Genomic DNA, 14191 nt, shown 5'->3' with positions numbered 1-14191 from the left:
CTTTAAGGAGGGTTCATGTTGAGCCAACACATCAAGGGAGTGGGGGCTGCACCGGGGTTAAATATCGGACAGGCCATTTGGTGGCGCAAAGAAAAACCGGTTGTGGAAACACGCTCCATCTCCGATACCGATGCCGAAGTGGAAAAGTTAAATCAAGCGATTGAACAAGCCAGGGAACAAATCCAGGAGCTGCGTTCGATCGCTTCCCGGCGGATGAGTGACGAAGAGGCCGCTGTTTTTGATGCACACCTCGCCTTCTTGGACGATCCCGGTTTTACGGGAGAAATGAAAAACCGGATTCAAAGCAAAAAACAAAACGCGGAATCCATTTGCCAGGAAGTCACCGATGAAATGAGCCAGTTAATGGCTTCGCTCGATGACGAATACATGCAAGCCCGTGCCGACGACATTCGTGATGTCGGAACCCGTTTGTTGTTGATTTTATCCGGCAAACAACCTTTTGATCCTTCCTTGTTAAAACCGGGGCATGTTGTCATCGCGGAAGAATTGACTCCTTCCGACACGGCCCAATTCCCGGAAGGAATCAGCGGGATGGTGACCGAACGCGGAAGCAAAACCGCCCATGCCGCCATCATGGCCCGGACTTTGGGCATTCCGGCCGTATTGGGACTGGGTGAGGCCATTCGTCAAATTGAAGACGGCGACATCATTGTGTTGGACGGGGATCAGGGAACCATCCAAATCAACCCGGACAAAGAAACCGAAGCAGCGATCCGCCAACAGATCAAAAAACAAAACGAAGCACGCGAGCAAGCATTGAAAGAAGCAAAAGCCGATGCTTATACAGCTGATGGAAAACGGATTCAGGTTTTCGCCAACATCGGAAGTTTAAATGATGTGGAAATCGCCCTGAAAAACCATGCCGAAGGGGTCGGTTTGTTCAGAACCGAGTTTCTTTATCTGGAAAATGACCACTGGCCTGACGAGGAAGAACAATATGACGCTTATGCAAAAGTTTTGAAAGCGTTTGGCGACCGCCCCGTGGTCATCCGGACTTTGGATATCGGCGGCGACAAAGACTTGCCTTATGCCGAATTACCCAAAGAAGAAAACCCGTTCTTGGGACACCGGGCGATCCGTTTCTGTCTTTCCAACCCGGACATCTTCAAAACTCAATTGCGTGCACTGCTCCGGGCAAGCACCCACGGAAATCTGTGGATCATGTTCCCGATGATCGAAAACCTCGCCGAAATCCGCCAAGCCAAAGCGCTGCTGGATGAGTGCAAAAATGAACTGAAAAACGAAGGCATTTCCTTCGCAGAAAACATTCCCGTCGGCATCATGGTGGAAATTCCGGCAGCCGCCATCAATGCGGATCTACTTGCGCCGGAAGTGGATTTCATGAGCATTGGAACCAACGACCTCACCCAATACACCCTGGCGGCAGACCGGGGCAACGAGAAAGTGGCTCATTTGTATGATGCCGCACATCCGGCAGTGTTGCGCCTGGTCAAAATGACCTGTGACGCCGCGGAAAAAGCCGGAATCGTTGTCGGCATGTGCGGGGAATTGGCAGGTGACACCGCCATGACAGAAGCGTTGGTCGGACTCGGCCTGCACGAATTGTCCATGAGTGCAGGAACCATTCCGGAAGTGAAACAAAAAGTCCGCCAAACCGATTCGGAAAAAGCCAAAAAATTGGCGGCGGGACTGTTGAACCAAAAAGACGGGGATCAAGTCCGCCGGTTCATCCAAGAACAAAAATCATAAAGACGAAAAAAAGCCGAAGAACATGTTCTTCGGCTTTTTTTAAATGAAAAAGGAATCCAAAACATGCTTTTGGATTCCCACCGTTCCCTATTTAAACCGTCATTTTTTTCATCGGTCGTATTGCTGGTTCTGGTTGGACAACCTCAATAGGCCTAACACCTCTCCGAAGCATTTTGTGATAGGCTTGGGAGGGTTTTAATACATTGAACATGTGCTCAATGGCAATCATGGGATCAACGGTATGACCGCAAGTATAACAATCCAAAGCGGCAAACCCTTTTTCCGGATACGTGTGAATGGACAGATGACTCTCTGAGAGCAACACTAAAACAGTGGCCCCTTGAGGTTCAAACTGATGCGATTGGACGGACAAAACGGTTGCTCCGCAGGCTTTTGCCGCATCTTTCAAGTGTTCCTCCAAACGCTGGACATCATTCAGCAGATCGAAATCAACACCCCATGCATCCATGGCTACATGTCTTCCGAAAGTAGAAAATTCCATCTCTTTCGGCCCCCTTCCTAGCAAAAAGTTGGTGTGAGCCAAATTCCGCTAGGATCTGCTTGTTCACCACGGGGGAAGGTTAGTCCAGTGAGGTCCCAACCCTTTAAGTGAATCCTGGATCCTACTAGCTCAATGTCACAGTGATTAACTTAACACAATCTGTATACAACTTCAATAGTTATTTTAACCGAAATTCCCTTTCACTGCGATCTTTTTAAAAAGTTTAAAACCAATATTTCGAATCATCCGAGTCATCCTGCAACGAACCTGCCCATCCAGGTTTTCTCTGTCTCATCCACGGCCAATCATTGCCGGAGCATTTGTTAAAAAAAGCGGGATCCGGTCCCGCTTTAATTTCCTTCTTGCCAACGCCCGCCTTTTTACAACTTTTTCACCCAGATATTCATATCTTCAAAATCCCCGGAGATCTGGCTGTTTTGAATCAATCGTCCTTTATATTCAAAACCCAGCTTGGCGATCACCATATTCATTCCCGTCGAAACCGCCCGGGTCAATGAAAACAGATGAGGGATCCCTTTTTCTTTCATTCTTAATTCCAGACCATAAATAATGGCACTTAACAGTCCGTTTCCCCGATGATCCGGGTGAGTGGCGCAATCAGTGATTTCCGCACATTGAAAATGCGGAAAAACATCAGCCGATGCCGAGCTGACAATCTGATCCCCTTCGGTTACCACCGTGAAGTAGACATCCTGGTCCATGCACTGGCGGATAAAATCCGGATCATGAATGGGGGTGGGATACGTTTCAAAAACCAGCTGATACAACTTCGCCAAAGCCTCGGCATCTTCTTTCACGGCATGGCGCAATTGATACTTTGGATCCAAACGCGGACGCTCTTTAATGGCTTCGGCCTGCTCTGCCATCTCCACAATTTGATCTTTTTTCTCCTCATCTTTTTTATGCGCGCGGTCCTCTTCCAGAAAGCGGGACAAAATACAAGCCGGATTTCCTTGGAAAAAACCGCTGATTTCTCCTTCTCTTTGAAACCCGAGCTTCTCAAAAAAGGAGATATCCTCAGGGTTTGCATAAATCATCACTTTACCGATATCCTTTTCCTTGGCCAATTCTTCCAGGTGTTTCAACAGGGACTCCACATCGTACCGGCTGTATTGGATCAATTTAATGCGACTATTAAATTCATCCACTTCATAAGATACATTATGTGGAGTGGTTTGAGTGGTTTTCATTCAACTACTCTCCTCCATCATCTTTCTTTCTGCAACTCCGCTGTCCTTAGCTTTTGCCAAGCTGCCCGATATTATCATCAGTAACTTTTACCCTGTCTTCTGAAATACAAACGGCTTTTTCCCGGTTTCATGTCAATTGGACATAAAATCAACACAAAAAAGAAAGATCCGTCGTGTAATTTTTATTTAATGCGGGTAGGATATAATTTAGATGTTGATTACCCTAAATCCAGGGGGTTTCTTTTATGTACCTGACACCCAAAGAACGCGGCATCGTCATCCGGGCTCTAACCAAGGTGTTGGAAACCGAACCGCCTTATACAAGAGCCGATGAATATAAAAAATTATTGGACCGTCTCAAAAGCGAACAAGAAAAGGAAGACGACGACCATCTTCGGCAAGAATACATCTACAACATGGACGATGGCTGAAACATAAAAAATCCCCTTCTTTTCAAAGAAAAAAGGGGATTTTTGTCTTCTTCACCATCCGGCTTGGGGATGCCTTTTTAATTCGATATTCCGAAACAAAAAGCAAGGATCCAACGAATCGGAACCCGACAAAGGTTGACTGGTGATCAACAAATGAAAGGGCGCATAAGCACGTTTGTCTTTCAGCAGGATCCCGGCATGTTCCCTCGGAAACGCAACTGCATATTCCCGCTTCCCCTTCAACCGGAAACAAAAGAGGTAAGCATCATTGCCGCGGTCGTACATCCAGACATATTCATCCGCTTCCTCCGATTGCTTGACATCGCCGGCCCACTCCGGAATGGACAACACCAACGTATCCGTTTCATCCGCACGGAGTTCGGTCCATCCTCCGTCCTCCGGAATGGCTGCTTCTGTCACCTGTGGTATATATCTTGAACTCATAATCACCGATCCTTTACCTCATTTTTATTTCTGGACACGATCCGATGCAACAGCGGAACAATGCCCGTTAAATCCCACGCTCCCGTGTCAACCTCCGAGAATGCGTCAATATCCCCGATCACCAGGGTGGGGACCGGGTTGGCAGTATGGGTTTTCACCCGCAAATCTTCGCTGTTTCCATGATCGCTGACCAATACTATCGTATCCTCCGGCCCTTTCAACCGCGCAAGTTCCCCCAAAAAACGATCATAATGGTGCGTCACATATTGAAGCAACCAGGGATCCTGTTTGTGGCCGGCCCGGTCACTCAAGAAGAACTCATGGACAACCAAATCATAACCGCTGGCTATCGACCAAAGGTGGCGGGCAGCCTGCTCCGGCGTGATTTCCTCCACATCCGTCCCTGATTTTTTCAGGATGGTCCGGGTAATGTCATGATACACCGCTTTGCCTTCCACCAATTCCGGGAAAAACCGAACCGGCTCCCCGCTGGATTGGATCGTTGCCGTGGTGACCGACACCCATCCGCGCTTGGTGGCAGGACGTTCAAAATACTCTTTGGTGTACGCATTGGCAAAGGTCGCTTTCCATCCTTTTTTTTCAAACTGTAAGTAGATATTGTCTTTTTTCACCCATTCACGCAACCTTCGAAACGGCAACCCGCTCATGTGTTTTCCCATCTCACGGGCTGCATTTTTTCCCGTAAAGATCGTCGCCTGGCCCGTGGCACTCTGCGGAAGCCCCTCCACGCCCAGACAGGCATCGGTCTCGAGCAGAAGAAGATCCGGACCATGGCGGCCGGCCGCTTCCCTCACCAACGGCATTCCGCCTAGCAACTGACGGATGCAAGGAGTCGGATACGTCACCCAGGGATTGTGATCAGCCATCTCTCCCAAGCCCACCCCGTCAATAAACAGTAGCACAACAGCGATCTTCCCCACCCCCCGTCTGTGTCCTCCAGGTTGTTTTTCATCCCGGCCTCCCGGTACAATAAAAAGGAGTATTGCAAAAAAGGAGGATACGATGCAACGTTTCAGCCAAATGTCCAAAGATGCTCTTGAGATGGAAATTGAGCGCCTGAACCGGGAAAAACAAAAAGCAAAAGACCAAGGTTTGGATACACAACTTGCCATTTTGGAACAAAAAATCAATCTTGCGCGTTCATACCTGATCGATTCCTCAACTGTCCAAACTTCCTGTTGGTATCAAGTGGAAGGAAAAAACATTCCTTTTTATGTCGAATATCTGAACGGAGTGATGGCTTGGGGAAATTGGGAACATTCCGGTGAAAAAACAGCCGTTCCTTTGGCTTTGTTGGAAAAACCGGTATCCCGCCGTTCTGTTAAATGATGGTTAATTTTTATTTGTATTGGACATAATACAACTAGGAGGTGTGTTCGAAAATGTATTATGTCGTCCGCGATTCAGAAAAACTCCCGCCATCGATCATTCATGAAGATAACTATTTCGCTTGGTATAATCCGATGAAAAAGGATCATCGCATTGAATTTCGCGGCACCATGAATCAATGCTATGATTTTATGGCCGCACACTATCCCCGAAAATAATGTTTTTTTAGGTCTGTAAATTGACAGAATTGTATAAAGAAATGAGTGAAAAATAAACCGGGACTTGAAAGTCTCCGGTTATTTTTTCGGTTGTAACTTTTTCTTTCGCACCGGTGGCAAAATTTTGTTCATGCTGACTTCCTGTTTGCGTTCCCAGGTACTCGGATCATTTTCGTCAAACTGCTCCAAAAAGCGAATCACTTCGCGGGTGATCGGTGTTGGCGTCGACGCACCCGCCGTCACGCCGACCACTTTTTTCCCTTTGAGCCAGTCCAAATTGATTTCTGTCACATCCGCAATCCGGTACGCATCCACGCCGGCGATCTCTTTGGCCACCTGAGCCAGCCGGTTGGAATTGTTGCTGCGGGGATCTCCGACAACAAGAACCAGATCCGTTTCCTTCGCCTGTTTCGCAACGGCTTCTTGCCGCAATTGCGTGGCGAGACAAATTTCATTGTGGATCTCTGCCGTCGGGAACCGTTCTTTGACCTTTTCCATCAAATGCTTGGTGTCCCATTGGCTCATGGTGGTTTGGTTGGTGACGAGCAACCGGTCCGTTTTGAGTTGGAGCCGGTCAATATCATCCTCTTTTTCAATCAAGTGAACCTTCCCGGGAGCCACTCCCATGGCCCCTTCAGGCTCGGGATGGCCTTGTTTGCCGATATAAATCACTTCATATCCGGCAGCCGTCTTTTCCCTGATCAGATCGTGCGTCCGCGTCACATCCGGACAAGTTGCATCCACCACCGTCAAACCCTTTTCCCGGGCGCGACGGCGGACTTCGGGAGAAACCCCGTGTGCGGTGAAAATGACCGTCCCTTTGTCAATTTTCTCCAGAATCTCCAACCGGTTTGCTCCGTCCAGGGTAATAATGCCTTCGTCTTCAAATGCTTCCACAACATGGCTGTTGTGAACAATCATTCCCAATATATAAATCGGACGGGGCAGATCCAGGTTTTGGGCGGCTTGGCGCGCCAAAACCATGGCATCCACCACTCCGTAACAATATCCTCTCGGTGTGATTTTTACGACTTCCATGTTTTTCCCTCCTGACCCCGATGTTGGATCCGAGGCTTTTGTCCATCTCATTATAGCGCAACGGCCGCTCCGGGTAAATGCAAATCCTCCCTGTTCCCGATAAGTCCAAAAGGATTTCACAATTTTTTAGGCATTTTTTCTGGAACATCCACCCTTGGTCATTCATAAGATACACTGTCATCATGAACAGAAGGAAGTGAGTGTGCATTATGGAAAAACCAGCAAAACCCATGCCGAGGCCCGAACCGCAACCGCCGGTCATGCCGGAATATCCCATGCCGCCGATGCCGGAACACCCCATGCCCATGCCCTGCATGCCGCCCATGCATGAAATCCCCTGTGATCCCAGATGGCTCCGGCACATGTATCACCACCTTAAAATTTGCCATAAGTATGAATTGGAAATGCTTAAATGGTATATGAGGTATTGTGAGAGCAAACATGATTGCAGACATCCTCACCGTCACCATCCCCACTGCAGAAGACCTTACCACTGTCATCCGCATGAATCCCCTCGTCACCGGTGGGAAAGCTCTCACCATCATTGCTGAAAAAAGGCCATCCTTCCTGATTTCTCTCCCGGAAGGATGGCCTTGATTGCACCTGTATCGGATTAATTTTTCATTCTTTCGCGGACATACAAGGTACCAAGAATAAAAGAAATAAACAACAAAAAAAGGATAATCACTCCTGATGAATCCAGAATATTCCCATTCATATGATCAAAACCCCCCGAATCTTGTCCGTCTGTAAATAGGTATACTACATTTAAATAAATTTGTACAGAATGGGAATATTACAAAACCATGAAACAGGGGTGATTTCGTGCAGATTTAAAGAGCTTCCTCTTCTTCCTCCCAATTCTGGGGTTTCATGACACCGTTTTTGATTCGCAAGATGGCCAACGTTCTCGCTTCAAAATCAAGCGCCCGTTCCGAATGGGAAAGCGTCAGGTTTCGCCGGGCAATACAGTCAAAGCACACGGCGAATTCATCAAAGATTTGGTCGGGATCTTTGGCGATTCTCAATTCGGTTCTCTTCTTTTCCTGATAACAGATCGCGCAATTTAAATACATTTCCGTGTAATAAGGTTGAGGCCCGCCTTCCCGGATCGCATTTAATATCTCCGCTTCAATCTGGTCCGCCAAACGCTCCACTCTTTTTTTTCTCTTTGTTTGATCCTGCATCATTGTTCACCCATTTCCCCTTTTGAAAAAATCGCGTTTTCCATGAACAAACCAATCCACTGCATCTTTTTATTTATATTTAAAAGCAAAATTCGTTATTTTTGACTATATCATCCATTCGTCAACAAGCCGGCAAACCCCTTTCAAAGAAGGAAGAATGCGAAAAAATCCCCATCATCCTCATTATCATCAATGTCCTTTTTTGTCAAAAAATTAAATGATTTGACTACTTATGTCGCGAGGAAGGAATTGTTGGTTACCGATGTCTAATAAATGTTAAAAAGGAGGGGGCGAATATGGTCGTACGTGATCGATCCTCGAAATCTTTTGCCGACCAGCGTCTGGGATACAAGTACCGTGTCATTCACAAGCGGGTTCGTCCCGCAGTGAAAAGGACGGTACTCAAAATGGCAAGAGATATGTTTCTCGACCATATTTCGAAGGATGTGCCTTTTAAAAAGTGAATCACCTTTGTTTGGTTTGCATTTTGCATTGGATGACAGCCCTCCCGTTCCAAAAGGGCGTCATTTCCTCTCCAAACGGATGAATCATTCCCCCAAATGGCCAATGGTTCGTTTCTCTATTCTTTTGAATTTGGTTTTGGGTAATCAAACAATCAGCCCTCCTGAACCGACAGGAGGGCCTTTTTTTGTTCTTTAAGCATGTGTATGGCTCTTGAGACAGGCTTGCATCTTTTTGTCATGCCGCCGGATAAAATGCGTCAATTCTTCTGTCATCTGCCAGTTGGAAAACGGGGTGATCAAATAAATTCCGTCGAATTTTTCCATCGCCACTTCCAAAAGTTCCTTGGCCACTTGGACGCCTTCTGATTTTCCGGACTGCCGGTCGGTCGTTTTTTCCATTCTTTTTAACACGTCTTCCGGTATTTTAATTCCGGGCACCTCATTATGCAAAAACAATGCATTGCGATACCCGGTGAGCGGCATCACACCGATAAACACCGGGATGCCAAGCGATTTCGTCGCCTCATGCATCCGAATCACCCCGTCCGGGTCATAGACCGGCTGAGTCATGACAAAATCCGCGCCGGCTTCAATTTTTTTCTCGAGACGTTTGACCGCCGCATCCAGCTTTCGCACATGCGGATTAAAGGCGGCGCCCACCACAAACTGCGCTTTTTGTTTTAATTTCCTTCCAGAGAACGATATCCCTTCATTCAGCTGTTTCGCCATCCGGATCAGTTCAAAGGAAGTGACATCGTAAATCGAATGGGCTCCGGGCAAATCCCCCATGCGGGTGGGATCCCCGGTAATCACCAAAATTTGATCGATTCCCAAGGCGTGAAGCCCCATCAGGTGGGATTGCTGTCCCAATAAATTCCGGTCCCGGCAAGCCACGTGGACCAACGGCTCGATATCATATTTTTTTAAGATGGCGCCCAGCGCCAAATTGCTCATCCGGGCGGTGGCCAGGGAATTGTCCGCCATCGTGACCGCATCGACACCGGCTTGTTTCAGTTTTTTCGCCCCTTGCAAGAACCGCATGGTATCCAGATCTTTCGGCGGATCAAATTCACAAATGATGGTTCGTTGTCCGTTGCGGACTTTCTGTACGACCGTCGGTTTCGTTCTTTTTTGCAAGACGATCGTTTCATGGGAAGACAGTTTGTAACCATCCCGGGGAGGATTTTTCCGCTGAACCGGACATTTGTCTTTCAATGCTTTGGCTATCCGGGCGATGTGCCCGGGGGTGGTTCCGCAACACCCTCCAAGCAGGCGGACTCCTTGATCAATCAAGAGACCGGCTGTTTCTTCAAAATAGTCCGGCTCCGACTTGTAATGAAGTTCCCCGTTGCTCATCCCCAGCCGCCCGGCATTGGGAAAAGCCGTGAGGATCATTTGCTCGGGAACAATGGTTTTTTCCAATGTTCTCAATACTTCCACGGGACCGAAACGGCAATTGATTCCCACCCCGTTCACCCCGAGCGATGCAAGCTTCTCAAAAGCTTCAGAGACGGTAAAGGCATCCCGGGTCCGGCCGATTTCCATCATCGACAGCTGGGCAAAGACGGGAAGCTTCGTCAACGGGCGAATCACTTCAACCGCCAATTGCAGCTCTTTCAAATCCAAAAAAGTCTCCAGCAAAATCCCGTCAACACCTCCGTGCAAAAGAGCCACCGCTTGCTCTTCATACATCACCCGGTACTCCTCTTCATCGTACACCGGCACCTTCCCGGCACAGATGGAACCGATCACCCCAAGAACATAGGCATCGCTGCCAATCGATTCTTTGGCAATATGAACGGCTTCCCGGTTCAGCCGCGTCACCTTGCTCTCCAGTCCGTAACGCGACAGCCTCTCGCGGTTGGCACCAAAGGTGTGCGTTTCAATCACACGCGCCCCGGCCCGATAATATGCTTCATGAACCTCGCTGATCAGGGACGGGTTGCTCAAAACCAATTCCTCCGTACAATGGCCGATGGAAACGCCTTGTTGATACAAAAATGTCGCAATCGCCCCGTCTCCGACCAGCAAAGAATGTTGCAGGCATTGAAGCAAGCCTTGCTTGCCCATCAATCTTTCCCCCTTATATCGCATTAAAATACCGAGCTTCCGGATGAGCAAACACCATTGCCGACACGGATGCTTCGGGATCCATCATGAAACCGTCGGTTAACTGAATGCCGATATCCTCCGGCGAAATCAGGCGAAACAACTTCTGCTGATCCTCCAGATCAGGACAAGCCGGATAGCCGAAAGAAACGCGAATTCCCTGATATCTTGCGCCGAACCGCTCCTTCATGGTCATTTCGGCCGGATCCGGAAATCCCCAACGGTTCCGCATCTGTTGATGCAATTGTTCGGCGAAGGCTTCCGCCGTTTCCAATGCCAAGGCCTGAATGAAATGGGAATGGAGATAATCCCCTTTTTCTTTCCATTTTTGGGACAATTCCCGGATGTGTTGCCCGGCTGTCACCGCAAGAAAACCGACATAATCCATTTCCCCGGATTCCACCGGACGCACAAAATCTGCCAGGCACAGATACGGATCCTCAGGCTGACGGGGAAACGAAAAACGTTCCAATATCACGCCGGGGTCTTCAGGATCATAAATCAAAATGTCATCCCCGTCGGCTTGCGCGGGGAAAAATTGATAAATGCCGTGAGGGGTGAGCCACCGTTCTTTTTTGGCTTTTTCAAAAAACTGGCTAAACAATCCCTTCATTTCCAGCGCTTTTTCGTCCCCCTCTTCGATCAATTGCTCCACATTTCCCTTTAACCCGAGATGTTTTCCAAACAACATCTGCAAATTGATATAGGGAAGAAGCAAATCCAACGGATAATCCCGGTAAACATGCTTTTTGAAATCCGGCGGAGTAAAAACAGGGGCCTTGCGGTTCACTTTGCTTTTCACCAGCAAAGACGCCGGGGGCCCCGCCTCCCTTCGGTCTGTTTGCAATGGAGACCGCTGTTTTTTCTTTTCGTTTTTTTCGGCCTCAATTTGCTCCCTCTGCTCCGGATTCATCAACTTGTTGGCCAGTTCCAGTCCGTTCATCGCGTCTTTGGCATATAAAACGGGGCCGTCGTATTCCACGGAAATGCGTGTTTCTGTAAATTTTCTCGTCAAAGCCGCCCCGCCCACCAGGATGGGAATGTCAATCTCCGCTTCTTTCAGATCTTGGGCCGTCACCACCATCTGTTGGGCCGACTTCACCAAAAGCCCGGACAGCCCGATGATATCCGGCTTTTCTTTCCGGGCGGTCTCAATCAATTGCTCCGGGGGCACTTTGATCCCCAAATTCACCACTTGATAGCCGTTATTCGCCAAGATGATTTCCACCAGATTTTTCCCGATGTCATGGACGTCTCCCTTGACGGTGGCCAAAACGACTTTTCCCCGTGTATGGCTTTCCGCCCGGTCCATGTGGGGTTCCAAATACCGGACGGCCGCTTTCATCACTTCCGCACTCTGCAAAACTTCAGCCACAATCAACTGGTTATCATTAAATAAACGCCCCACTTCATCCATGCCTGCCATCAACGGCCCGTTGATGATATCCAGCGGTTTGTACTTGGCAAGCGCCTGATCCAAATCCTCGTACAAACCGTCTTTGCTTCCTTCCAGGATGTAGTTGGCAAGCCTCTCTTCCAAAGTCATCCGAACCCCGGTTTGCTTTTTCTTTTCTTTTTTATGGCGGTAAAAGTTTGTAAACCGGATCAAGATATCGTCATAGTTTTGATGATCTGAGTGAAACAAGAAGGTTTCCGCCAACTCCCTCTCTTCTTCCCCGATGGAAGCGTAGCGCTCCAGTTTTTCCGTATTGACGATGGCATAATCCAACCCTGCTTTGGTGCAGGCATAGAGAAACACCGCATTTAACACTTCACGCCCGGCCAGCGGAAGCCCGAAAGAAACATTGGAGATACCCAGAATGGTTGATGTCCGGGGCAACGCTTTTTTGATGAGCCGGATGCCTTCCACCGTCTCACGGGCGGAACCGATGTACTGTTCATCTCCCGTCCCGACGGGGAAAACCAATGGGTCAAAAATGATGTCCTCTTCAGGAATGCCGTACTTATGAACCAGCAAATCATAACTTCTGAGCGCCACTTCCAGTTTCCGCCGGGCCGTCTGCGCCATCCCCTCTTCATCAATCGATCCCACCACGATTGCCGCCCCGTATTTTTTCACCAGCGGGATCACTTCTTGAAAACGTTCTTCCCCGTTTTCCAGGTTGATGGAATTGATCACTGCTTTTCCTTGGGAATATTGAAGCGCCTTTTCAATCACCCTGGCATCGGTCGAATCAATCATCAGCGGAACTTTCACCATTTTGGTCACATGCTTCAAAAATGCTTCCATGTCCGCCAGTTCATCCCGGTCCGGATCAGCCAGACAAACATCGATGATCTGGGCTCCGCCTTTCACTTGTTTGCGGGCAATCTCGGAGGCTTCCTCATATTTCCCTTCTCTGATGAGCCGTTTAAACTTGCGGGACCCGATTACGTTGGTGCGCTCCCCGACAAGCAACGGCCGGGCATCCTCTTCCAAGAAAACCGGGTCAATTCCCGAGATTCCTGGCAAATGGCTTTGAACCGGCCGGCGGGGTTTTTTCCCTTCCAAAGCCCGGGCAATGGCCCGGATGTGTTCCGGTGTGGTTCCGCAACAGCCTCCCGCCAAATTCAGCCATCCTTTATCCGCAAAGTCGGTCAATTTCTGCGCCAAGGCTTCGGGGGTCTCCGGATAATCCCCGTTTTCATCCGGCAAGCCGGCATTGGGATAACAACTGACGCCGCAACGGGCAATTCGGGACAACGAACGGATGTGATCCGTCATGAACTCGGGACCGGTCGCACAATTCAGCCCGACCGCAAACGGGCGAAGATGTTCGATGGACAGATAAAACGCTTCAATGGTTTGTCCTCCGAGCATCGTTCCCATCGGCTCAATCGTCCCGGAAATCATGACAGGCAAACGGAAGCCCAAGTCCTGAAAAGCCCTTTCAATCCCGATCCCCCCAGCTTTCACATTTAACGTGTCTTGGGAAGTTTCCAACAGGAGAAAGTCCACCCCGCCCTCCATCAATGCTTTCGCCTGCCGATAGTATCCCTCGGCCAACGCTTCAAAGGTCGTCCCCCCGGTGACGGACAATGTCTTGGTGGTCGGCCCGATGGCGCCGGCCACATAGCGGGGACGGTCACCGGTTGACCATTTGTCCCTTGCTTGAACCGCACAACGGGCGGCTGCCCGGTTAATTTCTTCGGTTTTGTCTGCCAAATGATACTCCCCCAAAACCAGCGGCGTGGCTCCAAATGTATTGGTTTCCACCACATCGGCGCCGGCCTGGTAATACTTTTCATGAATGTTTCGAATCAGATCCGGCCGGGTCAGGTTCAAGATTTCATTGCAACCTTCATACCGCTCTCCGCCAAAATCATCAGCCGTCAGTTGTGCCTGCTGCAACATCGTGCCCATCGCGCCATCCAAAATGACAATTTTTTCGCGCAAATATTCTTCAATCGGTTTTTTCCCCACACCTATCGCCACCTTTAACCGTTTTTTCCCAGGCAGAGGTCCGCAAAATAAAAAACACCTTTTCATCTCTGAAAGATGAAAA

General features: G+C 48.9%; 15 protein-coding genes. 7 read left to right on the top strand and 8 right to left on the bottom strand.

The features are described 5' to 3' along the window. The first annotated feature begins 18 nt into the window (after nt 1-18). Entirely contained in the window at nt 19-1731 is a 1713-nt protein-coding gene (ptsP, locus tag NYE37_RS02745) for a phosphoenolpyruvate--protein phosphotransferase (protein WP_170151251.1), read from the top strand. A 91-nt stretch (nt 1732-1822) separates the two neighbouring features. Here ptsP and speD read toward each other — a convergent pair whose 3' ends face one another. After that, the gene (speD, locus tag NYE37_RS02740; protein ID WP_037993114.1) at nt 1823-2233 is read right to left on the bottom strand and encodes an adenosylmethionine decarboxylase; all 411 of its coding nucleotides are present in this window, start codon (nt 2231-2233) and stop codon (nt 1823-1825) included. A gap of 380 nt (nt 2234-2613) precedes the next feature. Continuing rightward, on the bottom strand, nt 2614-3444 hold the full coding sequence (gene ablB, locus NYE37_RS02735) for a putative beta-lysine N-acetyltransferase (protein ID WP_198050867.1): 831 nt from the start codon (nt 3442-3444) through the stop codon (nt 2614-2616). Nucleotides 3445-3689: 245 nt separating this feature from the next. Between ablB and NYE37_RS02730 the strand changes: the two genes are divergently transcribed. Then, nucleotides 3690-3875: a hypothetical protein gene (locus NYE37_RS02730; RefSeq protein WP_037993117.1), complete on the top strand. Its 186-nt coding sequence runs from the start codon at nt 3690-3692 to the stop codon at nt 3873-3875. A 51-nt stretch (nt 3876-3926) separates the two neighbouring features. On the opposite strand, the gene NYE37_RS02725 is transcribed toward NYE37_RS02730, so the two are convergent. Both NYE37_RS02725 and NYE37_RS02720 read right to left on the bottom strand, forming a co-directional pair. Then, on the bottom strand, nt 3927-4319 hold the full coding sequence (locus NYE37_RS02725; protein ID WP_131470904.1) for a hypothetical protein: 393 nt from the start codon (nt 4317-4319) through the stop codon (nt 3927-3929). 2 nt (nt 4320-4321) lie between these two features. Continuing rightward, nucleotides 4322-5260 carry a hypothetical protein gene (locus tag NYE37_RS02720; RefSeq protein WP_049720612.1) on the bottom strand — a complete coding sequence of 313 codons (939 nt, stop codon included), beginning with the start codon at nt 5258-5260 and terminating at the stop codon, nt 4322-4324. A gap of 82 nt (nt 5261-5342) precedes the next feature. On the opposite strand from NYE37_RS02720, the gene NYE37_RS02715 reads away from it, so the two are divergent. Together NYE37_RS02715 and NYE37_RS02710 are read left to right on the top strand one after the other, a co-directional pair. Next, nucleotides 5343-5669, top strand: a complete 327-nt coding sequence (locus NYE37_RS02715) for a DUF1811 family protein (protein ID WP_037993120.1) — start codon at nt 5343-5345, stop codon at nt 5667-5669. Nucleotides 5670-5722: 53 nt separating this feature from the next. Then, complete coding sequence (locus tag NYE37_RS02710) at nt 5723-5887, top strand: hypothetical protein (RefSeq protein WP_156097694.1); 165 nt, start codon at nt 5723-5725, stop codon at nt 5885-5887. A 78-nt stretch (nt 5888-5965) separates the two neighbouring features. On the opposite strand, the gene NYE37_RS02705 is transcribed toward NYE37_RS02710, so the two are convergent. Beyond that, a complete protein-coding gene (locus NYE37_RS02705) occupies nt 5966-6925 on the bottom strand; it encodes a 4-hydroxy-3-methylbut-2-enyl diphosphate reductase (RefSeq protein ID WP_049720613.1) in 960 nt (319 codons plus the stop codon). 202 nt (nt 6926-7127) lie between these two features. On the opposite strand from NYE37_RS02705, the gene NYE37_RS02700 reads away from it, so the two are divergent. Both NYE37_RS02700 and NYE37_RS02695 read left to right on the top strand, forming a co-directional pair. After that, on the top strand, nt 7128-7256 hold the full coding sequence (locus NYE37_RS02700; protein WP_255347142.1) for a hypothetical protein: 129 nt from the start codon (nt 7128-7130) through the stop codon (nt 7254-7256). Between the two features lie 110 nt (nt 7257-7366). After that, nucleotides 7367-7522 carry a hypothetical protein gene (locus NYE37_RS02695; RefSeq protein ID WP_156097695.1) on the top strand — a complete coding sequence of 52 codons (156 nt, stop codon included), beginning with the start codon at nt 7367-7369 and terminating at the stop codon, nt 7520-7522. Between the two features lie 236 nt (nt 7523-7758). On the opposite strand, the gene NYE37_RS02690 is transcribed toward NYE37_RS02695, so the two are convergent. After that, entirely contained in the window at nt 7759-8112 is a 354-nt protein-coding gene (locus tag NYE37_RS02690) for a hypothetical protein (RefSeq protein WP_131470903.1), read from the bottom strand. Between the two features lie 296 nt (nt 8113-8408). On the opposite strand from NYE37_RS02690, the gene NYE37_RS02685 reads away from it, so the two are divergent. Further along, nucleotides 8409-8576, top strand: coding sequence for a hypothetical protein (locus NYE37_RS02685; RefSeq protein ID WP_156097696.1), 168 nt, complete (start codon nt 8409-8411; stop codon nt 8574-8576). A 192-nt stretch (nt 8577-8768) separates the two neighbouring features. Here NYE37_RS02685 and NYE37_RS02680 read toward each other — a convergent pair whose 3' ends face one another. After that, nucleotides 8769-10646 carry a bifunctional homocysteine S-methyltransferase/methylenetetrahydrofolate reductase gene (locus NYE37_RS02680; RefSeq protein WP_037993125.1) on the bottom strand — a complete coding sequence of 626 codons (1878 nt, stop codon included), beginning with the start codon at nt 10644-10646 and terminating at the stop codon, nt 8769-8771. A gap of 13 nt (nt 10647-10659) precedes the next feature. Further along, complete coding sequence (metH, locus tag NYE37_RS02675) at nt 10660-14049, bottom strand: methionine synthase (RefSeq protein WP_242062471.1); 3390 nt, start codon at nt 14047-14049, stop codon at nt 10660-10662. Between the last annotated feature and the right edge of the window lie 142 nt (nt 14050-14191).

This window comes from Thermoactinomyces sp. FSL K6-2592 (assembly GCF_038006465.1).
Classification (GTDB): Bacteria; Bacillota; Bacilli; order Thermoactinomycetales; family Thermoactinomycetaceae; genus Thermoactinomyces; species Thermoactinomyces vulgaris.
The sequence above is the reverse complement of the archived record's forward strand: the minus strand, read 5'-3'. Positions and strand labels throughout refer to the sequence as shown.

Coding starts and splice junctions, on each gene's coding strand:
- speD (WP_037993114.1), bottom strand. CDS start 2,233: ATGGAATTTTCTACTTTCGGAAGACATGTAGCCATGGATGCATGGGGT.
- NYE37_RS02685 (WP_156097696.1), top strand. CDS start 8,409: ATGGTCGTACGTGATCGATCCTCGAAATCTTTTGCCGACCAGCGTCTG.
- ablB (WP_198050867.1), bottom strand. CDS start 3,444: ATGAAAACCACTCAAACCACTCCACATAATGTATCTTATGAAGTGGAT.
- NYE37_RS02730 (WP_037993117.1), top strand. CDS start 3,690: ATGTACCTGACACCCAAAGAACGCGGCATCGTCATCCGGGCTCTAACC.
- NYE37_RS02695 (WP_156097695.1), top strand. CDS start 7,367: ATGATTGCAGACATCCTCACCGTCACCATCCCCACTGCAGAAGACCTT.
- metH (WP_242062471.1), bottom strand. CDS start 14,049: ATGGGCACGATGTTGCAGCAGGCACAACTGACGGCTGATGATTTTGGC.
- NYE37_RS02710 (WP_156097694.1), top strand. CDS start 5,723: ATGTATTATGTCGTCCGCGATTCAGAAAAACTCCCGCCATCGATCATT.
- NYE37_RS02680 (WP_037993125.1), bottom strand. CDS start 10,646: ATGGGCAAGCAAGGCTTGCTTCAATGCCTGCAACATTCTTTGCTGGTC.
- NYE37_RS02705 (WP_049720613.1), bottom strand. CDS start 6,925: ATGGAAGTCGTAAAAATCACACCGAGAGGATATTGTTACGGAGTGGTG.
- NYE37_RS02690 (WP_131470903.1), bottom strand. CDS start 8,112: ATGCAGGATCAAACAAAGAGAAAAAAAAGAGTGGAGCGTTTGGCGGAC.
- NYE37_RS02715 (WP_037993120.1), top strand. CDS start 5,343: ATGCAACGTTTCAGCCAAATGTCCAAAGATGCTCTTGAGATGGAAATT.
- NYE37_RS02725 (WP_131470904.1), bottom strand. CDS start 4,319: ATGAGTTCAAGATATATACCACAGGTGACAGAAGCAGCCATTCCGGAG.